The sequence below is a fragment of the Spirosoma rhododendri genome, assembly GCF_012849055.1.
In the GTDB taxonomy this organism is placed as follows: Bacteria; Bacteroidota; Bacteroidia; order Cytophagales; family Spirosomataceae; genus Spirosoma; species Spirosoma rhododendri.
In genome coordinates, this window is sequence record NZ_CP051677.1 from 5,033,979 (window position 1) to 5,055,339 (window position 21,361).

The window sequence follows — 21,361 nt, forward strand, 5'->3', positions numbered from 1 at the left end:
CGACAAACCTATGCCTAAGAAACGACTGCTGCTGGTCGATGACGACCCCCGCAATATTTTCGCACTGACGGCCCTGCTCAAAAGCCGTTCATTCGACTGTGTTTCGTGTACAAGTGCGCCCGATGCACTCACGCTGTTGCAAACCGACCCCCATATCGACGCCGTTCTGCTCGACATGATGATGCCCGACATGGACGGCTACGAAGCGATTCCGCGCATCCGGGCACTGCCGGGGTATGCCGATGCCCCGATTTACGCCGTAACGGCGCAGGCAATGGTTGGCGACCGGGAAAAATGCCTGCGTGCCGGAGCTACCGAGTATATTTCCAAACCTATTGATGTTGACCGGCTGGTCACCTTACTGTCGACCCTTTGACAGACCTATGATTACGAACGACGAGCTGGATCTGCTGTTAGCCGATCTGCTGGACCATTACGGGTACGATTTTACCCATTATTCGCGGGCGTCGCTTACCCGGCGCGTCAACAGACTTTGGCACATAAGTAAATTTCTCAGTTTTGCGGCCCTGCGACATCGTCTGCGCAGTGACGCCGACTATGCCGGGCAGTTTGTGGAGGGCATCACCGTCAACGTCACGGAGATGTTTCGCGACCCGCTCTTTTATCAGGTCCTTCGCCGGGATGTGCTGCCCACGCTGGCGGCCAAGCCATTTATCCGTATCTGGCACGCAGGCTGCTCAACGGGCGAGGAAGTGTACTCGATGGCGATTCTGCTCAGCGAAGTCAATCTGGCGCACAAATCACTCCTCTACGCTACCGACCTTAATTCTGAAGTGCTGAGCAAAGCCCGGAAAGGTATTTTCCCGATGGCTCCGCTCAAACAGTACGCCGAAAATTACCGGCTGTCGGGCGGTACGCAGGACTTCTCAACGTATTACACGGCTCACTACGGCTACGCCAAATTTCGCAGTGAGCTGGGCGAAAAGGTAGTCTTCTCGACGCACAACCTCGTTTCCGACGGGTCGTTCAACGAGTTCGACCTTATCCTGTGCCGTAACGTGCTGATCTACTTCGACAAATTGTTGCAGGAACAGGTACTTTCACTATTCGACCAAAGCCTGGCACCACTCAGTTATCTGGCACTGGGCTCGAAAGAAACGTTGAAATTCTCGTCCCTACAGCCCCGCTACCGGCAACTGAACAACGAAAAGATATGGCGCAAGATAGGCTGACCCATGCCCACCCCGTTGTTCTCATCGGGGGTTCCAGCGGTAGTATCGAAGTGCTGCTGGAGCTGCTGCCAGCGCTTCAACCCCCACTGCGCAGCACCGTGATTATCGTTGTCCATCGCGGAAACACCGCCGACTCCACCCTCACCGATCTATTGGCTCATCGCACGCAAATTCCGCTGCGGGAAGTCGACGAGAAAGACCCCATCGAAGCGGGCGTTATCTACCTCGCCCCAGCCGACTACCACTTATTGATCGAAGCAGACCACATTTTCTCGCTCGACGATTCCGAGAAAGTAAACTACACGCGACCCGCCATCGACGTAACGTTTGAATCAGCGGCTGCGGTCTACGGCCCCCGCCTGACTGGCGTTCTGCTGTCGGGGGCCAACGGCGACGGCACAAACGGACTACTGGCGATTCGGAAGGCGGGGGGCCGGGCATTGGTGCAAAAACCCGAAACCGCCCGCATCGACACAATGCCCCAGCAAGCGATCAAGCAGCACGCCTTCGATCAACTCGTTGATGTTGATGAGATAATTGCATATATCAATACGTTGGGTGTAAAGACAACAAGTACGTAATTACCAGCGTTTCTGCGACAAATTATACTTGACTGACAGACAATCTTTCAGGTCTGCATTTCCAGCTTCGGTCGACATCACGAACGCTAGTATAAGTTTGTTAGATAAGTTAGCATGTTATGTCGACCACGAGAGCAAAATTTGTTTAGGTAGCCATTCTTAACTCTTGATCTACGCTAAAATTCATGAAAACGTTGCTTTATATTTTTGCACTTTTCGCAACTAATAGCACTCTTGCGAACAGCACTTCCGATACGGCAGCCGTAAATAAAATAATTAGAAACACTTTAAGAGCATTAAATGCTATACATCATGTGAAGTACGATTATTATATCGAGTCAAATTATTTATCTGAGAATTATCATAAATACGTTAACAAGAAAGTCTATATGGAATTTGACAAGAATGAGCCGTTACTAGGTCTGATTTTTACTGACAGCGAGAAAGATTATTCCTCCGTTTTCAACGGAGAAGAGTACTTCTACATCAATAAAAAGAAACATACTATTGAGTTGACAAAGAGGCCATCTAACAACACATTTCGTAGTCAAACCTCCTTTGTTAACTCTTACTATACATTAAAGTCTTTTTTACCAATTATTCTGTCGTCCGATACAACAAACAAATCAACGGCTGATACTATAATAGACGGCAGAAAGTTTAATGCTTTCCGTTTCACTTTGAATAACTATATGATGAGTAGGTTCGGTAAGTTAGAGAAACTGAGTATTGAAAAGAATTTAACATACACAGTCATTGTAGATGACAGATACTTGCCACTTCAGGTTGTTCAGAGAGACAATTTAAATCCTAAAGATTACACACTTGTAAAATTTTCGGATGTTTCTATAAACGGCGACAAGCCCGCTGCGCAGGAATGGAAATACGAGAATTATACTAAAACGTATAGGCCCATTTCAAAATAGACGGTTCGCTTCGCGTGGGCAGCTTTCAAGTGACAGGATGCAGGCCGAAAGGTCAAGCACCGCAGCCCAACCGAGAAAGGTTATAAAGGCCGAGGGCAACTGCATTCAGGCAAATAACTTGTGTGGCCATCAGCCTATCATTTGCGTTACAAGCAAAGCCGTTACCCGTTCTGATTTTCCCGAATAGCCAGCACACCCAGCACCGGCCCCGGTAGCAGCAGCCAGAACAGCCATAGCGATGCACCGTAATGCGACACCAGCCAGGCCATTGTCTGAATCGATACGACGGTAATCAGGAAGCCCACGCTGGTAACGAGCGTTAGGGTGCTGCCCCGGCTGTCGAGCGGTGTCTGACTGGCCACAAGCGTCGAAAATTGGGGTGAGTCGCCAGCGGCAGCGGCTCCCCATATGAGCAGGAAAACCCCGAAAAACGCGGGAGGCATCGATGAAAGTAGCGGCAGCAGTACCAGGCACAGCCCCGACGTCATGAGCAGGTAGCGAGCCACCCGGCTACTCCCGATCTGCAACGCCCGAAACCCACCCAGCACACAACCCAGCATACCGGCGGCAATCGTCAGAAACGACCAGATGGGCACGTTCAGCGGCTCGGTCGAGTGCGATTTGTTGTACAGGCCGATGAGCAGTGGCAGAAACGCCCAGACCGTGTACAACTCCCACATGTGGCCGAAATAGCCCAGCATCGCCGGGCGAAATGCCGAGGGCTGAAACAGTGTACGAAGGGTGTTGACCTGAAACCGAACGCGCTGCCCCGACACGGGTTTCGACGGTACGACCAGAAACAGAAGCAGCCCCCCGCCAATGGCCAGTCCGCTTACGGCCAGCATCAAACTCCGGTATGGCAGGGTCGTACCCAGCCCACGCAGCAGATGCGGAAACGCCGTACCGAGCACCAGCGCCCCCACCAGAAAGCCCATCGCCCGGCCCAGCACCGGCCGAAACCAGTCGGCGGCCAGTTTCATCCCGACGGGGTAAACGCCGGCCAGAAAAAAGCCTGTCAGCACCCGGCTTGTCAGCACGGTTTCGGCCCGGAGCGGTACAAACAGCCAGCCGACGTTAGCCAGAGCTGCCAGCACCACCGACAGCAGAAACACCCGCGTTGTGGGGAAACGGTCGGGCAACGCCAGCAGGGCGTACACAAGCGTACCGCTGATAAAGCCAATCTGCACCGCCGACGTAATCCAGCCGTTCAGGCCGGGGCTGTTGAGCAAGGGCTGGAGATCGGGAAGAATCGCGTTTCCGGCAAACCAGAGCGACGTTCCGGCAAATTGCGCCAGCACGATCACCGGCAACCGGGCACGGACGAGTAAGGAATCAGGCATGGCCAAAGATAGCGGCCCGGCTCCGATCTGCTGTTGTCTCCGGCAGCATCCCTGCTGTCGGGCTACAATAACGGCTGGCACGAGGTCGCGCCTATTTAGCCTTCGGCTCGACAGCAGGGATGCTGCCGGAGACAATGCACAGCTTTACATCTGATCAGTGTCCGTGCTGTCTGCACTGGCAGCCCCTCCGCGACCAGACCGACGGTGCCCTTTCATGGCGCTGTATTTCGTGAACTGATCGGGTGTCAGGATACCTTTAAGCTGTGCCTTGAAATCGTCGGCGTTGGCTTTCAGTGCTTTCGCTTTGGTGCGATTATCGTCGGGGCTGGCTTGGATCCCGTCGATTTTCTGGGCACGGGTTAGCGCAACCGCGTAGACTTTCTGCGACGTTGCCTGATCCAGACCCAGTTCTTTCGTCATCCGGTCGGTCATTTTCTGCGCGCGAATGCTGGGGTCGGCCATTTTCTGACCCTGTCTGGTGCCTTGCTGATGCGGCACGGTCGACATGGGGGCTTGTTGGGCCAGCGATGGCAGTGAAAGCAGTGCGCAAAGCAGCCCGGTGTAAGCAAGTTTGGTAAGCATGATCGTGATGGTTGTTTCTTCGTAAGACGAGCGATCGACCCGGTAGTTTAGCCAGTTACGCTTATTTAATTGACTGTTAATCGCTGTGTAGCCTGGACCGGCCACCGCGTGGGTCTACGTCCGGGTGGACGCGATAGCAGCCTGCAAAGCTTCCGCTTACAGTAATTGCCCTGACGGGCACCCGGACGTGGACCCATGCGGTGGCCGGTTCAGGCTACATCTACACAGGCTACAAACACAAATCCCCTGACCAGCGAGACTAGTCAGGGGATTTGTGTTTGGCGAGCCAGCCGTTACTTGTCAACCATCTGCGGTTGCTCTTCGGGCTGCTCTTCGTTTGCTTTCTTTTTCTCAGCGTTTTTCTTCAGCTCCTCCAGCCCTTTCTTACCGTAAGCCAGCCGCGTGATACCCACGTACAACACCGGCACGACGAAGATAGCCAGCGAGGTAGCCGCCAGCATACCACCCAGTACCGTCCGGCCGATGGTGGCGCGGGCAACACCACCCGCCCCACTCGCGAGCGCCAGCGGGAACACGCCCAGAATAAACGCCAGCGAAGTCATCAGAATCGGGCGCAGTCGGAGCCGGACCGCTTCGAGTGTCGAGTCCAGCAGATCCTCACCCTTATCGACCCGCTCTTTGGCGAACTCCACAATCAGGATCGCGTTTTTCGCAGCCAGACCAATCAGCGTAATCAGACCAATCTGCGCGTAGACGTTGTTGGTCAGGTACGGGAACAGAATCAGCGCGATAATGGCACCCAGCGCACCAATCGGCACCGACAGCAGAACGGAGAATGGTACTGACCAGCTTTCGTAGAGTGCCGCCAGGAACAGGAATACGAAGGCAACACTCAGCGCGAAGATGTACACCGAACTGCTGCCCGCGTTAATCTCCTCGCGGCTCAGGCCCGAAAAGTCGTAGGCATATCCCTCCGGCAGCGTCTGCGCGGCCACTTCGCGCAGCGCGTCGTTGGCCTGCGAACTACTGTACCCCGGTGCCGACTGACCGTTGACCTCCACCGACCGGAACAGGTTGAAGTGCGAGATGAGCGGAGCATTTTCAATCACCGTTGTTTTCGCAACGGCGGTCATCGGCAGCAGCTGCCCGGCCTGATTCCGCACGTAAAACTGGCTGATGTCGCGCACGTCGGTACGGAACGAAGTGTCGGCCTGCGCCACAACCCGGAACTTACGACCGTAAATAATGAAGTCGTTGATGTACTGACTACCCAAATACGTTTGCAGGGTTCGGTAAACATCAGACACACTGACGCCCAGCTTTTTCGCCTTGTCGCGGTCGACATCGACGCGGTAAGCGGGCGATTTGGCGGTGAAGTACGAGTAAGCCCGACCGATCTCCGGCCGCTTCTGAAGGGCCGCCAGGAAGTTCTGCGTCACGTTGTCGAACGCCTGCACATCGTCGTTGGTTTGCCGCTGCTGTATCTCAAACGTAAAACCCGACGACTGACCCAAACCCGGAATAGCCGGGGGTTGCAGCACCTGCACCCGGGCATCGTTCAGGCCGGCAAAAATCTTCTGGAGCTTCACCACCAGCGAATCGGCCTGCATGTTCCGCTCGGTTCGTTCTTCCCACGGCTTAAGCTGCATAAACACCGTACCGCTGTTCGATTTCGACGCAAACGTGATGGCGTTCAGACCGCCCAGCGCGGCAAAGTGATTGACGAACGGCTGTTGCTTCAGCGTGGCCATCATCTTGTTGAGCACTTCCAGACTTCGGGTGGTCGAAGCGGCTTCCGGTATTTCGTAGGTGACGATCAGACGACCTTCATCCTCCGTCGGAATAAAGCCTGTTGGCTTGGCACGGAACAGAAATACGGTACCGACATAGACAGCGATCAGCCCGATAATCACCAGCGGAGTAGCTTTGATGAGCCGTTTCACCCCGTTGGTGTACGAATCCGATACCCGCCCAAACCACTGGTTAAACTTGTAGAAAAACTTGTTCAGACCCGTCGAATTTTCGTCGATCCGTTCTTCTTTCAGCAGCAGTGTACACAGGGCAGGCGTCAGCGAGAGGGCCACGAATGCCGAGATAAGCACCGACACAGCGATGGTAATGGCGAACTGCTGATACAACCGCCCGACGATACCCGGAATAAAGCCCACCGGCACGAACACAGCCGCCAGAATCAGGGCGATGGCGATAACCGGGGCCGAAATTTCGCGCATGGCCTCCACCGTCGCTTCCTTCGGCGTTTTGCCCCGGTCAATGTTGGCCTGCACGGCTTCGACCACCACAATGGCATCATCGACGACGATACCAATGGCCAGTACGAACGCAAAGAGTGTCAGTGTGTTGATCGTGAATCCGAGCGGTATGAACAGCGCGAACGTACCGACGATAGACACCGGAATAGCCAGCAGTGTGATGAGCGTAGCCCGCCAGCTTTGCAGAAACAGGAATACGACCAGTACGACCAGAATAAGCGCTTCGACCAGTGTTTCGACCACTTCCGAAATCGACACCTGAATAACCGATACCGACTCAAACGGCACTACGTAATTGATGTCTTTGGGAAAGGTCTTTTTCAGCTGATCCATCGCTGCGTATACCCCTTTCGCCGTTTCAAGCGCGTTACTGCCCGGCAACTGATACACCAGCAGGTACGACGCCCGCTTACCATCGACAAACGAGTTGCTGGCGTAGGAGAACTTACCGAGCTGCACACGCGCAACATCTTCAAGCCGCACCAGCGCGCCTTTACTCGGGTCGCTACGGACAATAATCTGCTGGAACTCGCTCTCTTTGCTGAGTCGGCTGTTGGTAAAGACGGTGTACTCGAACGCCTGCGAACTGGGCTGTGGCGGGCCACCCACCGACCCACCGGCTACCTGTAGGTTTTGCTCCTGCAAGGCCGCCGTTACATCAGACGGGGTCATGCCCAGCTGCGCCAGCTTGTCGGGCTGGAGCCAGATTCGCATACTGAAATCGTCGGCCCGGCTGAAAATATCGCCCACGCCCGGCACCCGCAGCAAAGCGTCGCGGATGTAAATGTTGACGTAGTTGTCGAGAAACGAAACGTTGTGAGTGCCATTGGGCGAATAAAGCGCCACCAGCATAAACAGCGACGGGTTACGCTTCCGCACCGTCACGCCAAGCCGGGTTACCTCTTCGGGAATCTGGGGCGTCGCGATACCGACGCGGTTCTGCACGTCGAGGGCTGCGATGTTTACGTCGGTGCCTACTTTAAAGGTCACGTTCATCGTCATCCGCCCATCGTTGGTGGCGTTGGTTTGCAGGTAGTCCATACCCGGCGTACCGTTGACCTGCGTTTCGATGGGCGTTGCTACGGTCTGTTCCACCGTCTGGGCATCGGCCCCGGTATAGTTACTCGTCACCTGCACCACCGGCGGAGTAATGTCGGGGTACTGACTGACAGGCAGCGTCAGCAGGGCCAGCACGCCCAGTGCCACAATGACAATGGACGCCACAATGGCCGTGACGGGTCGGTTGATGAATACTTCAAACATAAATCAAAGAGTGAAAGAGCGAAAGACTGAAAGAGTGAAAGAGTGTCACACCAGATGGCCGCTCTTTCGCTCTTTCACTCATTCGCTCTTTGGATTGTTCGTGACCTTTACCTTCGCGCCTTCCTTTACTTTCTGCGTGCCTTCCGTTACGATCATTTCGCCTTCGTTCAGGCCGTTTTTCACGATGACCTTATCGTTGATCCGGGCACCCAGCGTCACTTTCTTCTGCGTCACCTTGCTGCTGTCGCCCACGACGTAGACGAAGTACTCACTCATCTGCTCGGTTACGGCTTTGTACGGGATCAGCAGTTGCTGCCCCGGCGTCTGATTCCGCACCCGCAGGTTGACGTTTTGCCCGACCTTCAGCTGATTCTTCGGGTTCGGAAACGCAATACGTACACGCAGGGTACCGGTCTGCGGGTCGACGGCCCGGTCTACGATACGGATGGAGCCGGGATACGCGTACTGCGCGTTGTTGGGCAACATGAGCAAAAACGTCGAGTCTCCGCCCTTGCTGGCACTGTTTTGCAACGCGGTAAAACGCGGTATCTGCGTCTCATCGATCTGCACATCGGCCGACAACGGGTTATCGGCCGAGATCGTGTTCAGCGGCAATCCACCGCCGGGGGCCACGGCCGCGCCGAGCCGCACCTGCGAAATACCGATCGTGCCGTCCAGCGGTGCGTAAATCGTGGTGTATTTCAGGTTTGTGGCGACTTGCTGAATGTTTGCCTGAGCCGCTGCTACCTGCATACGGGTGGCTTCCAGCGACGCATTGGCATTGTCGACCACCTGCCGGGCAATGGCGTCCTGCTTTTCCAGGGTTGCATAGCGGTCGGCATCTTTCTGCGCCCGGTTGAGGTTAGCCTTCTGCACGTTCAGGTTGGCCACCGCCTGATCGTAACCGGCGCGATACTGCTGCGGATCGATGCTGTAGAGCTTCTGCCCGCGCGTTACGTGCTGCCCATCTTCAAAGAAAATACCGGTGATGTTGCCCGACACCTGCGGCTGAATTTCGACCTCGCGAAACGCCGTAATCGTTGCGGGAAACTCGTCGTAATACGTTGCGTTCCCCTTTGTAACCGCCACCGCAGATACTGCCGTAGGCGGAGGGGCCTGCTGCTTTTTATCGTCTTTACCACCCCCGCATCCGGCCAGTGTTACGAGCCCTCCTAGTAGCAGTAATCGATAGTTACCCGTTGTCATAACGTAATTTACCTTTGAGTTTAAGGTTTGTAGTTCAACGTTTAAGGTTGTTTCGTCTCTTGCCCAAAACCTTGAACAGTAAACCGTAGACCTTAAACCAATTATTAAAATCTATACTCGCCCAACGCGCGGAGCACGTCGACGCGGCTGACCAGCACCTGATACAAGGCGTTGAACACGTTGAGTCGCGCGGTACGCAGGTCGGCTTCGGCAACGGTCACGTCGAGATACGCCCGGACGCCGGAGCGATACTGTAAATTGATAATGCGGTAGTTGTCCTGCGCCAGTTGCTGATTGGCTACCAGCGCGTAATAGTTCGCCAGATTGCCTTTGTACACCGACAGGGCCTGCGCATATTCCGCGTCGACGCTGTTGGTCAGCGACACAAAATCCCAGTCGAGCCGCTTTACCTGAAGCTCAGCGATACGCAGTTGCTGCACCCGGCGACCGCCCTGAAAAATGGGCAGCACCACCGACAGCCCGATCAGCGAGTTTGGAAACACCTGACTGTACAACTGGGTAAACGTGTTGTTCTGATACTGAAAATTGTAGTTGGCAATGGCCGACACCGACGGCAGGTAAGCCCAGCGGGCGTAGCGTACGTTGGCGTCGAGCAATTCGCGCTGCGTCCGTAGCTGTTGATATTCTACCCGACTTGCCGGATTAGCCAGCTGGGTGGTGTCGAGCGCCGTGTCGCGGACCAGCTGTGTGGTGTCGTAGGCAACACCCAGATTAAGCGCCGGCGGGTAGCCCATGTACTGTTTGAGCACCTGAATCTTGGCCCCCACCAAATCGGTGTATTGCTTCCGCTGAGCCAGCGCGTTGTTCAGCGCCACCTGTGCGCGCTGCGGGTCGGTTTTGTCGACTACCCCACTCTGGTATTGATTCGAGGCATCTCGCAGGCTGCGCTGTAGTCGCGTAATGTCTTCGGTGAGAATATCGGCTTGCCGTTGCGTCAGCACGGCATCGTAATAGGCTTTGCTGACATTGACAACTACGTCGATCTTGTTCAGCGTTGTTGTCTGAGCCGCCTGCACCCGGTAGGCGTCGGCGGTGCGGTTGGCAAGCAGCAGGTCGCGGCTGAGGATACTCTGCGACAGGGAAAAAGACGCGACCGACGTGTTTTGCGCGCCCAGCGTTACGTTCCGGCGTTCCCCGGTGGTAGCGTCGGGTATCTGGGTAACGGGCAGTTTCAGGTAGTGAATAAGTGAATAGCCGCTCGTCAGCTGCGGATACCAGCTCGACTGCGCAATTTTGATGTTGCGGTCAGCAATCTCCTGATCGATCAATGACTGACGAACAATTGGATAATTAGTCAGTGCGTACAACAGGCAATCGTTCAAATACGCTCGTCTGGTCAGCGAATCGGTTGATTTCTGCGCCAGCAGCGGGTTTCCGAGGGTACTTAGCAGCACACAGAGAAGCCCAAAAATCCCTTTTTTCATAACTTAATGAACAGCAGTACACGCCCGATGACCCGGATAGTCAATCTTGTGTACTATCTATCAACTACCAGACGGCTACGTTTTGTTCGCAAGGGGCTAAAATTCTGCTACAATCGTCTATACGGGTATTGACGGGCCAATTTGTCAAAGACGCCCATTCCCCGTAAATTTCGCCTTATTTACCAGTTTCCCCGACTCATGACGGATGCCCACTACGACTCCGACGAACGTGCCGAACGCTCGTTAAATTTCATCGAACAGATTGTTGACGAAGACATTGCAGCCGGTAAAAACGGTGGCCGCGTACACACACGCTTTCCGCCCGAACCCAACGGCTACCTCCATATTGGTCATGCCAAATCCATTTGCCTGAACTTCGGTTTGGCGGATGAATACGGTGGGCAGACTAACCTCCGATTCGACGATACCAACCCCGTTACGGAAGACACCGAGTACGTCGACTCAATCAAAAACGATGTACGCTGGCTGGGTTTCGAGTGGGAAAACGAGTTCTACGCATCGAATTATTTTGAGCAGATCTACCAGTTCGCTGAATCGCTGATTCAGAAAGGACTGGCCTACGTCGATGATTCGACGGCTGAAGAAATTGCCGCGCAGAAAGGTACACCTACCGAGCCGGGTCGTCCCAGTCAATACCGTGACCGGAGCGTCGACGAAAACCTCGACCTGTTCCGCCGGATGCGCGCGGGCGACTACCCCGACGGGGCAAAAGTGCTGCGGGCGAAAGTCGATATGGCGTCGCCGAACATGCAGCTGCGCGACCCGATCATCTACCGCATCAAACACGCGCACCACCACCGCACGGGCGACGCCTGGTGCATTTACCCGATGTACGACTTCGCCCACGGGCAGTCGGACGCGATCGAGCATATCACCCATTCGCTCTGTACGCTGGAATTCGAGGTTCACCGCCCCCTCTACGAATGGTTCATTCAGAAGCTGGACCTCTTTCCGTCGCGGCAGATCGAGTTCGCCCGGCTCAACCTGACGTACACGGTGATGAGCAAGCGGAAGCTGAAGCAACTGGTTGAAGAGAAGCACGTCAGTGGCTGGGACGACCCCCGGATGCCGACCATCGCCGGTATTCGTCGGCGCGGCTACACGTCGGCCAGTATACGTGAGTTCTGCGACCGCATCGGCATCGCCAAGCGCGATAACCTCATTGATGTGGGTCTGCTGGAATTCTGCATCCGCGAAGAGCTGAACCGGACGGCCCCCCGCCTGATGGCCGTGCTCGATGAGAAACCGCTAAAGCTGGTGATTACCAACTACGAGCTGGGCCGCGAGGAGATCATGCAGATCGAAAACAACCCCGAAGACCCGTCGGCGGGTGCGCGCGACGTGCCGTTCAGCCGGGAGGTGTATATCGAGCGTGACGATTTCATGGAGAACCCGCCGAAGAAATTCTTCCGGCTGTTTCCGGGTGGTATGGTCCGGCTGAAAGGCGCGTACATCATCAAGTGCGATGAAGTGGTGAAAGACAACGCCGGGGAGATTATCGAACTGCGCTGCTCGTACATTCCCGAAAGCCGCAGCGGTTCCGACACGTCGGGCATCAACGTCAAAGGCACGATTCACTGGGTATCGGTGCCGCACGCCGTCGAAGCCGAAGTCCGCTTGTACGATCGGCTGTTCTCGGTCGAGAACCCAGCCGCCGACGACCCGGAGGGCCGGCCCCGCGACTTCAAGGAGCTGATAAATCCCAACTCGCTCGAAACGGTCCGCGCCTTCGTCGAACCCGCGCTTGTCAAAGCGACTCGTAGCGGTTCGCTGACCAACGTACAGTTCATGCGCAAGGGCTACTTCATCCTCGATCAGGACTCCACCGACGCACTCCCTGTCTTCAACCGCACTGTCACCCTCAAAGACGGCTGGGCCAAAGAGCAGAAGAAAGGGTAAATCCTGTAAGGGTGAGTAATACTACTCCGATCTTATTTCGGCAACAACCTCAATCCAACTGGCATTTTGCTTTCGGGTTGAGGTTGTTGCTATATTGTACCTAATCAGCCCCTTATCGAGATGACTATGCTACAGATTCCGGTTTCCGAAGCGACGGCCCGGCAATATCAACAACTCTCCGATGAGCAGAAGAAGGCAATTACCCTGTTGATTGCCGATAGCGTCGCCGAAACAACTGACCTGCTTGACATTATGGATTATATCAGTTTCAAGGCCAACAAACGCGGACTTACACCTGACGTATTGGATGATTTGCTTGCTGACTAATGCGTCCTACTATCGTTTTTGACACAAATGGATTGGTGAGCGCGGCCTTACTTGCCCAGTCAGTAAGCCGCCGAGCATTTGACAAAGCGTATCAACATGGTCAGCTGATAACCTCGGCTGCTTGTCTTGCCGAACTGACGGACGTCCTTCACCGCCCCAAATTTTCCCGATACCTTACTCCTGTCGAAGCTGACTTATTCATCAGTCGTTACGCCGGGGTAACCTTGTCGACACACATTCACCTGACAATCGACGATTGTCGCGACAAGAAAGACAACAAGTTTCTTGAAACAGCCGTCTGTGGAGAAGCAGATTACATAATCACCGGCGATCTCGACCTGCTCTGCCTGCACCCGTTTAGAGGTATATCAATTATTACCCCTGCCGATTTCCTGGAGTTACCGTTGCAATCGATCACAGGTTAGACATTCTTGAACTGTGATTCGTCTGATTACGCTGATAGACTGTGATTTATTCTTGAACTGTGATTTTTTTGATTGCGCTGATAGACTGTGATTCAAAAAAGAAATCAGTGCAATCAAAAAATCAGACGAATCACAGTTCAAGACAGTTCAAGAAACCTTACGCCAGCTTTCCTAGGGCCTGCTTCATGGCGGCAAACTGGCGTTTTTTCTGGAGGACGATGGGCGCTGCTACACGCTCGCGACAGTCGAAAATGCCACAGCGTTCGCAGGCTTCGTTGACCAACCGATAAGGCACATCGGCTGAGGGCTGCTGCATAAACTTCATTCGGCTGCGCAGGGCATCGTTGACTGCAAAACACATCGACACACTCATGTTCTGCTGCGCTTCGGGGCGGTGCGAATGAGCCACCGAAATAATCAGGTACTGCTGTCCCGAATCGGCGTATTCCGACAACTGCGCCCGGCAAAGCGTACTGTCGATGCCTTTGTTCTGCTGGAGAAAATGCAGCTCCTGCAAAATCGTCAGGGCTATCCACCGGCGGCAGTAGTGCTCATCGACGATACCGCGCGGTCCGCCACCCTGCTGCCGCGACAGGTGCATCTCTTTCGTCAGCTGGAAGTTGGTTTCGCCCGCCGTGTGGTTGAACCGGTAGAAGAACAGCTGATCGATGCCAAACTGACTGGGCAATACGTTGCTGAGCCGATAAAAAAACCGCTCGGGTGTCGAGCCAAAATCCTGAATCAGTTGCAGAAAAGCCTCATTGCTCCAGGTGCTTCGGTTAAACAGATCCGTTAGTTTGGCAACCAGCACATCGCGTCGGATCAGGATAGCCCCGGCGAAGTACGACGCCCGGTAGTTGTTCAGAATCTGCTCGAACGACTCGGCTTCAACCCACGAGTACGTATATGGGCGAATTTTCAATCCCATGTACTGAAAAGCCACTTCCCGTGCCAGAATGAATGTGCGCTGCGCCGTGTTCAGGCTGGCGTTGAGGTGCAGCGTGCGCCGTTCGGGGCGGTATATCGAGCGCAGTGCCGTTAGTTCGGGCTGATCAGCCGGATCGAACTGCTCGATCTGTATTTCGTAGCGGGTCTTGAGCAGATTGACCAGCAGCGTATCAGACACGACCTGCTCCGGTGCCATAAACTCACCCAGAAAGCTATCGGCAGCCGCTTCGATTTCCGGGAAATAATTGTCGTGCATTTCCTGGTACGACCGCAGCATCGTGAGATACAGCCGTTCGACGCTCATATTGTACGTCTGGGCAATATCCATGAACGTGCGGATCATGGCGCTAACTTTGGCGGGCGCATCAGACAGCAGTTCGAGCAGGTCCGACGGGTCGATACCAAACAGTTCGAGCGGTACTTCGGTCAGGAATTTCGAGCGCAGCAGGTCGGAAATCGGCTCCAGCTTTTTGCTCAGCTTCAACGATACCAGCGTGTCATAGTCGACCTGCATAGCACTGGCGAGAGCCGCGATCTTATCCGCCTTCGGGTATTTTCGGCCCTTTTCGATTTCGGTGACGTACGAAACCGACAGGCCGGACTTCTGCGCCAGATCGCTGGCCGACAGCCCTTTGTCGAGTCGCAACTGCCGCAGTTTCAAACCAAACAGCAATCGAATATGGTCAGCAGGAAGGGTCAATTTTCTTTAGTTTAAGGGTTAAGGCTGCCATAGCCTGGACGTCCACGTCCGGGTGGCCGTCAGGCCAACTCTCGCAGGAGGCAGCTTTTTCGGCCGCTACCGCGTCCACCCGGACGTGGACGTCCAGGCTACAACAGTCTCAAATCCGCACAGCGCAAAGTTACGCCTGTTTTTCGCGTTCTGCCACAAAGTCGGCGAAGGCGGCTTGCAGGGCGTCGAGCGCGTCGGACAGGCCACTCGTGTCGGCGACTTTAAGCTTACCCTCGGCAGTGCGGGCAATGTCAGCGACGCGGGCCACGCCGATCGTTCCGGCCGAACCTTTCAGCGTATGCAGGTGGCTTTTTACGGTTGGTATGTCGCCCAGCTTGTACGCGTCGATCGAGCCGTTGACCAGTTCGGTTGCTTCCGTCACAAACTCTTCCATGATGCTGTCGACCAGTTCCTGCCCGCCAATATCGCGCAGCTGACCAACGATTTCCTCGTCGATGATCGGCAGCGACGGCTCCGCCTGTACGGCAACGGGTGCCGGTGCCGCAGCAGGTACATCGGCCCGCTGCCGCGCCTGGCTGGCGTCGGAGAGTTCCTTCACTTTGGCAATCAGACTCTGCGCCCGGATCGGCTTGGCGATGTAGTCGTCCAGCCCCTGCTGAATAAACCGTTCGCGGTCCTCCCGCATCGAATAAGCCGTCATGGCCACGATGGTTGGCAGTTTTTTACCAAACTGTTCGCGCAGGTTGCGGGTCGTTTCGACGCCGTCCATATCGGGCATCTGAATGTCCATGAAGATCACATCGAACGGGCTGGTATCCCCCCGTCCGATCGCCTGGAAGCGCTCGCTCACCTGGGCGATAGCCGCCGGGCCACTGTCGGCCGTAGTAACAACGCAACCCGATTTGCGCAGGATTTCGCTGGCCACTTTGCGGTTTACGGCATTGTCGTCGACGAGTAGTACCTGCGGGTGGTAGGTGCTGAAGAAATTGGCGAGCGTAATCTCGGCCGCTTCGGTTGTCTGCTGCGACGGGCTGATGGCCGTTTCTTTCAGTTCGATAATAAACCAGAAGGTGCTCCCCTGCCCTACTACCGACTCGACGCCCACCTCGCCTTTCATCAGGTGCGCCAGTTCTTTCGAGATGGCCAGCCCCAGCCCTGTCCCGCCAAACGATTTGCGCGACGACGTGTCGACCTGGCTAAACGAGTTGAACAGCAGGTTGATGTTCTGGGGCGAAATACCGATTCCCGAATCCTCGACCGCCACCCGAATCCGGTTGAACTTCCCCCGCTTGCTTACCAGCGACGCATTGACCCGAACTGTGCCGTTCTCGGTAAATTTGATCGCGTTCGATGTCAGGTTCGACAGTATCTGGAGCAGGCGCGTCTGATCGGCAATAACGAAGGTCGGCAGATCGGGCGCGAGGTGATAGGTAAGATCGTTGTTTTTCGAGTTGGCCTGCTGCCCGAACAAGGCGATCAGCTTCTCGAAAATCTCGCGGAAAGCCACCGGCGCTTCGTGCAGCACCATCTTACCCGCTTCGATCTTCGACAGGTCGAGAATGTCGTTGAGGATATTGAGCAGCGTTTCCGACGACCGCTTGACCGTCTTGACGTAGCTGCGCTGCTCATCGTCGAGCTGCGTGTCGTTGAGCAGGTCGATCATACCGATCACGCCGTTCATAGGCGTCCGGATTTCGTGGCTCATGTTGGCCAGAAACTGCTCTTTCACCTTCAGCGAACGTTCGGCTTCGTCGCGGGCTTTCACCAGCTCGGCCGACTGCCGCTTCAGCTCCGTAATGTCGCGGGCCAGCACCGCCACCACCGAATAATGCCCGGTGTCGTCCTGAAGCATCAGCATGTTGAACATAAACTGCCGCTCGGTGCCGTCTTTCCGGCGCATGCTGACTTCAAAATTCCGCAGGCTGTGGGTACGACCCAACTTAATCATGGCCTGATGAATCACGCTCTTGTCGACGAAATACTGGGTGACGTCCTGCCCCAGCACCTCGTCGGGCGTGTAGCCCAGGCGTTTGAACACCGACGGGCTCACCATCGTGATTTTACCCTTCCGGTCGACGCGGGCGTAGATGTCCTGTAGGTTCTCGAAAATACCCCGGAATTTTTCTTCGCTGCGCAGCGTCGATAGCTCGGCCCGTTTCCGGTTGGTAATGTCGCGCGCAATACCCGATACTTCTTCGATAACGCCCCCCGTCAGCAGAATCGGGTTCAGGTGGATTTCGAGGTAGGTTTCGCCTTTTTCCGTCGTAAAATTCAGTTCAAAACTCTGGGCGATACCGCGAAATGCCAGCCGGTAGTGATCTTCCATCATCCGGCGGCTGTCGCCGTTGAGCATCCGCCAGCCGTTCTGCAACACACTGGTTTGCAGGCGGGGTTTTTCACCGGTCTGATTCTCGATCAGGCGCAGGTAGTTTTTGTTGGACGAGGTCAGCATCAGCCCTTTGTTGACCGACCAGATCAGGTAGGTGCTGCTGTCGAAAATGGCGTTGAGCCGGGCGTTCTGCTTATCGAGCACCTGCTCCGACTGCTTCCGGGCGATGGCCAGCGCAACCTGCCCCGAAATAAATTCGAGCAGTTCGAGATCGCGGGGGCCGTAGGTGTGGGCGTCGTTGTACGATTTCACGCCGATAATCCCTGTGATCTCGTCGCCGATGCGCAGCGGGGCCGTCAACATCACCTGCGGCTGCCGTTGGTTGTACAGATCAATCTTATTTTCCTCGGCCAGCTGACGAATGTCTCTTTCGTAGAGAAACAAGGGTTTGTTGGCCTGGATAGTGTACTCCGTCAGACCGTTGCCCAGCCGACGCTTCGTAAAGCGCATGCTGTTGCCGAAGTATTCATCGACGTAGTAGGGAAACGACAGGTAGGTTTTGCTCGAATCGTAGAGCGCGATAAAGAAGTTGCGCGCGTCGATGATATTGCCCAGTTCCTGATGAATCTTCTGGTAGAGATCGTCGAGGTTGGGCGTGTTGATGGTCCAGTTAGCGATGCTATAGTACAGCTTCTGCGATTTTTCGGCCCGTATCCGGCTGGTGGTGTCGTGCAGAATACAGCGGAAAGCCGTGGGGCGCCCGTTGTCGAACCGGCAGTTGACGCTCCCCGACAGGAAAATCGTTTTCCCCGATTTGTCGCGAAAAACCGTTTCAAAGTACGGCAGCACCGCCCCCCTTCGATCCGTTTGAGCATCCGGAGCGTGGTGTCGACGTAATCGGGGTGTAAGACATCACGCAGGTTGAGCGACGCGATTTCACTCGAAGCATAGCCCAGCACTTCGCGCCACGCCCGGTTGACGAAGATAAACTTACCGTCGAGGGTCAGTAGCTGAATCAAATCGGACGTGTTGTCGACCAGATCCTGCAACTGCGCATTGGTGTTCGACAGCGCCGACGCCACCCGCCGTTTGTTGGTGATATCCTCCCCGATCAGCGTAATGGCCGTGATGATCTCACTTGATCGCTCGTCCCGTTCGACCAGCAGCGAGTTAAGCTGCACGTTGCGCAGGGCACCGCTACGGGTCAGCAGCGAAATTTCCCGGTTTTCGGGCAGTCGGCCGCGCACCAGCAAATCGTCGAAATCAAGCTCGAGTCGGGCGCGGTCGGTAGCCGGAATGAATATGTCGAAGAAGTTTTTGCCGACGATTTCGTCCGCCTGCCAGGCCGTTACCCGAACCGTGTACGGGTTAGCATACGTGAGTGTCCCGTCGCGCTCGATCGTGACGCCGATCAGGTTCAGCTGATCGACCGTTCGCCGGTCGGGTTGTTGCGCCGGTTCAGCAACCAGCGACGTTACGTCGGGCTGCGGGATCGGCTGTTCACTGGTTACTGGCGGTTTCGATTGGGTTTTTGAAGACCTTTGCATAAGGGTAGGGCACGGAGGTGTGACCGTAAAACCATTAAATTTACAAAAAATTATCGCTTACGGACAAGCCTGATTCGGGGCTACCCCGTCCTTACATCAGCCTGCTCCGCCTAACCCTGCCATGCGCCAACACCGCCTACTTCACCCCGCCCGGCTTCTCATCTTCGGGCTGCTCCTGCTGACCGCCTGCCAGCCGTTTGATCTCGACCGGAAGGTGTTCCCCACCTGCACCAAACCCACAGCCACCATCGGCGTAACCACCGATGGGCTCGACGTGCTGTTTTACCTCGAGAGTCCGCAGGGCGACATTGGCGCGGCAGGCTGGGACCCCGGCGACGGGTCGGGCAGCAACCGGGTTGGCACGCGGGTGGCGTACAGCTACGCGCGGGCAGGCACCTATACGGTCCGGCTCACCATCGTCAACACCTGCGACGATACCTTTACCAGTACCCGTCAGATTACCGTCCGCTAATTTCGGCCATGCGTTTTTTCTATCTGCTTCTCTTTCTCGGTCTGGCCCTGTCATCAATGGCGCAGAACCGCATTAATAACATCCGGTTCCGTAGCCTCGATTCGGCCCGGCTGGAAATCCAGTACGACCTGTTCAACACCCGCCCCGGCGATTCAATTTATGTGCAGATTCAAAGCCGGATTCGGGGTCGATTGCGCCTTCGGCCCGAACTGATTCAGGGCGATGTTGGCATAAACGTGCCGGCTGGAACCAACCGGCAGATTGTCTGGAATGCCCGCGCCAACGGGTATACGCTGAACGAAGAAATTAAGGTGTCGGTACTGATCCGGGCGCGCGTTCCGGTTGCCGCATCGGCCAGTTCGCGCCGGGCACCCAGCCCGGAACAACCTGCCTCACCAGCCGCTACCGAACCGGCCGACAAGCCAGCTGCAACACCGGTCACGGCAGCAGTGCCCGAACCAGCCCAATCCAGCCCCGGCAGCACGACCTCGGTGGCGGATACTCCTGCGAACGCACCCGCAGCCTCCGAACCGGCCCCTGTGGTCGAGCGGTCATCGGGTCGGTACGCGGGTCCGGCCTGGGCGTTACTATCGGCGGTAGCGCCCGGCATCGGCAATATTTTCGTGCAGACGCCCCGGCCGCGTGTTGGCTTCCGGCCGATTATCTTCGCAACGACCTACAGCCTGATTCTCTACGGGTTAAAGGAAAAGCGGGACGCCGACGATGCCTATGCCCTCTACCAGCAGCAGCGAAATAGTGCAGCCGCCGAACCGTATTACCAGACAGCAAACGACCATTATCATCGTTATTACATTGCCACGCGCGGGGCTATCGCTATCGCTGCCGCCGACGTGGTGCTAACGTTTCTGCGCGGCTTACGCAACAATCAGCAGAAGCGAGCACTACGCGTAGAGGGCGTAACGGTGCGACCCGGTTTGCAGGCAGGGCAACCAACCGCTCAACTCCGGTACACATTCTGACGAATTGATTATGCGTTATCTGGCCGTTTTCGGGATTTTACTGGGTCTGTACAGTCCGGCGGGTTACGCCCAGACGGAGCCAGTCCAGCCCGTTGGTAGTCAGCCTGTCGAAGAAATTGAATCCGCCAGCAGCGACTGGCAACGGGTGTCACTCTCCCGGTCTGCCTCCCGCGTCACTCCGCCGTTGGCTAGTACGGCAACTTCTCCCAGAACCGCGCCAATACAGGCCGCGCCAGTGCAGGCCGCAACAAGGTCCACCAGTACGGCATCAACGGCGCCGGTTGCCACACCCTCAGCAGGCCCCGGCCGTTCACCGGTTGTTTCTGCGCCACCCGTTGGCCGTATACCCGCCCAGCCACAGCGTTACCGGCCTGCTTTTACCGGTGATTTTGCCACCAACCGCAATGGCTGGAAAGGGGGCCGAAAAGGGGGGTATCATTACCAGATCGGTTTCGGCAGGTACAACATCCGCCCCGTGAATCCGGCACCGGGCGAAGTGGCCTACAGCGTTGTGCCGCTGCCTACGGAGATGAATCTTAATCTGGCCACCCATTTCACAATCAAACTCGACGTGGTAGCCGATTCGGGCCGGGTACCGACGGGCGGTCTGTTGTTTGGTGTGCGTGACTCGTTGAACCTGTGCGCGTTCCTGATACGGAGCGATGGAACGATGGCCCTGACCCGGCTTACCAACGGACAGGCTGCGGACTCGGTGATGACGGCTGATTATTTTAAGCCGGGCGTTTCCGTTGCCCCAAACCGCAACCAGCTGGTTATCCGGCGTGTCGAGAAAGCCCTGCACGTATACATCAATCAGCAAGAAGTGCGGGGCAGTCCGTTTGTGTTTGCGCTACTGCCCGGCAACAGCATCGGCGTAAGCAGTTCCGGAAGCTGGACGTCGTTTCAGAAACTCATCGTTACGCTCGGACCGGACGATTGGGTAGATCGGTAATTA

Annotated in this window: 17 protein-coding genes and 1 pseudogene; 10 read left to right on the top strand and 8 right to left on the bottom strand. The window is 55.9% G+C overall.

What is annotated here, in order from left to right:
* Nucleotides 1–10 precede the first annotated feature (10 nt).
* From HH216_RS20945 to HH216_RS20960, 4 genes are all read left to right on the top strand, one after another.
* A complete protein-coding gene (locus HH216_RS20945) occupies nt 11–376 on the top strand; it encodes a response regulator (protein WP_169552582.1) in 366 nt (121 codons plus the stop codon).
* Nucleotides 377–383: 7 nt separating this feature from the next.
* Complete coding sequence (locus HH216_RS20950) at nt 384–1,193, top strand: CheR family methyltransferase (protein ID WP_169552584.1); 810 nt, start codon at nt 384–386, stop codon at nt 1,191–1,193.
* Nucleotides 1,175–1,774: a chemotaxis protein CheB gene (locus tag HH216_RS20955; protein WP_169552586.1), complete on the top strand. Its 600-nt coding sequence runs from the start codon at nt 1,175–1,177 to the stop codon at nt 1,772–1,774. Before HH216_RS20950 ends, HH216_RS20955 begins: the two co-directional genes overlap by 19 nt.
* Before the next feature lie 185 nt (nt 1,775–1,959).
* Complete coding sequence (locus HH216_RS20960; RefSeq protein WP_169552587.1) at nt 1,960–2,700, top strand: hypothetical protein; 741 nt, start codon at nt 1,960–1,962, stop codon at nt 2,698–2,700.
* A 161-nt stretch (nt 2,701–2,861) separates the two neighbouring features.
* Here HH216_RS20960 and HH216_RS20965 read toward each other — a convergent pair whose 3' ends face one another.
* The 5 genes from HH216_RS20965 to HH216_RS20985 all read right to left on the bottom strand — a co-directional run bounded on the left by HH216_RS20965 (nt 2,862) and on the right by HH216_RS20985 (nt 10,767).
* Nucleotides 2,862–4,040, bottom strand: a complete 1,179-nt coding sequence (locus HH216_RS20965) for an MFS transporter (protein WP_169552589.1) — start codon at nt 4,038–4,040, stop codon at nt 2,862–2,864.
* Between the two features lie 144 nt (nt 4,041–4,184).
* Nucleotides 4,185–4,622, bottom strand: a complete 438-nt coding sequence (locus HH216_RS20970) for a DUF4890 domain-containing protein (protein ID WP_169552591.1) — start codon at nt 4,620–4,622, stop codon at nt 4,185–4,187.
* A 293-nt stretch (nt 4,623–4,915) separates the two neighbouring features.
* Nucleotides 4,916–8,116, bottom strand: a complete 3,201-nt coding sequence (locus HH216_RS20975; protein ID WP_169552593.1) for an efflux RND transporter permease subunit — start codon at nt 8,114–8,116, stop codon at nt 4,916–4,918.
* A gap of 78 nt (nt 8,117–8,194) precedes the next feature.
* Nucleotides 8,195–9,322, bottom strand: coding sequence for an efflux RND transporter periplasmic adaptor subunit (locus HH216_RS20980; protein ID WP_169552595.1), 1,128 nt, complete (start codon nt 9,320–9,322; stop codon nt 8,195–8,197).
* A gap of 104 nt (nt 9,323–9,426) precedes the next feature.
* The gene (locus HH216_RS20985) at nt 9,427–10,767 is read right to left on the bottom strand and encodes a TolC family protein (protein ID WP_169552597.1); all 1,341 of its coding nucleotides are present in this window, start codon (nt 10,765–10,767) and stop codon (nt 9,427–9,429) included.
* Nucleotides 10,768–10,965: 198 nt separating this feature from the next.
* Here HH216_RS20985 and HH216_RS20990 point away from each other — a divergent pair, with 198 nt between their 5' ends.
* The 3 genes from HH216_RS20990 (at nt 10,966) to HH216_RS21000 (ending at nt 13,439) form a co-directional block, all read left to right on the top strand.
* The gene (locus tag HH216_RS20990) at nt 10,966–12,687 is read left to right on the top strand and encodes a glutamine--tRNA ligase/YqeY domain fusion protein (RefSeq protein WP_169552599.1); all 1,722 of its coding nucleotides are present in this window, start codon (nt 10,966–10,968) and stop codon (nt 12,685–12,687) included.
* 120 nt (nt 12,688–12,807) lie between these two features.
* Entirely contained in the window at nt 12,808–13,014 is a 207-nt protein-coding gene (locus tag HH216_RS20995) for a hypothetical protein (protein ID WP_169552601.1), read from the top strand.
* Nucleotides 13,014–13,439 carry a putative toxin-antitoxin system toxin component, PIN family gene (locus HH216_RS21000; protein WP_169552602.1) on the top strand — a complete coding sequence of 142 codons (426 nt, stop codon included), beginning with the start codon at nt 13,014–13,016 and terminating at the stop codon, nt 13,437–13,439. The genes HH216_RS20995 and HH216_RS21000 overlap by 1 nt, the downstream gene beginning before the upstream one ends.
* A 157-nt stretch (nt 13,440–13,596) precedes the next feature.
* Here the strand turns inward: HH216_RS21000 and HH216_RS21005 are convergent, their stop codons facing one another.
* The 3 genes and pseudogenes from HH216_RS21005 to HH216_RS26280 form a co-directional block, all read right to left on the bottom strand.
* Entirely contained in the window at nt 13,597–15,087 is a 1,491-nt protein-coding gene (locus tag HH216_RS21005; protein ID WP_169552604.1) for a helix-turn-helix domain-containing protein, read from the bottom strand.
* Between the two features lie 160 nt (nt 15,088–15,247).
* Nucleotides 15,248–18,256 (bottom strand): PAS domain S-box protein, encoded by a 3,009-nt coding sequence (locus tag HH216_RS26270; protein WP_408641742.1) that lies wholly within the window; start codon nt 18,254–18,256, stop codon nt 15,248–15,250.
* Nucleotides 18,244–18,954, bottom strand: a pseudogene (locus HH216_RS26280) (PAS domain-containing protein); the annotation flags it as partial. The pseudogene HH216_RS26280 and the gene HH216_RS26270, both read right to left, overlap by 13 nt.
* Nucleotides 18,955–19,075: 121 nt before the next feature.
* On the opposite strand from HH216_RS26280, the gene HH216_RS21015 reads away from it, so the two are divergent.
* Genes HH216_RS21015 through HH216_RS21025 form a run of 3 tightly spaced genes read left to right on the top strand, consistent with a single transcriptional unit; the run spans nt 19,076 to nt 21,358 of the window.
* Nucleotides 19,076–19,426, top strand: coding sequence for a PKD domain-containing protein (locus HH216_RS21015; RefSeq protein WP_169552606.1), 351 nt, complete (start codon nt 19,076–19,078; stop codon nt 19,424–19,426).
* A gap of 8 nt (nt 19,427–19,434) precedes the next feature.
* Nucleotides 19,435–20,406, top strand: coding sequence for a hypothetical protein (locus HH216_RS21020; protein ID WP_169552607.1), 972 nt, complete (start codon nt 19,435–19,437; stop codon nt 20,404–20,406).
* Between the two features lie 10 nt (nt 20,407–20,416).
* Nucleotides 20,417–21,358 (top strand): hypothetical protein, encoded by a 942-nt coding sequence (locus HH216_RS21025; RefSeq protein ID WP_169552609.1) that lies wholly within the window; start codon nt 20,417–20,419, stop codon nt 21,356–21,358.
* Nucleotides 21,359–21,361: the final 3 nt, after the last annotated feature.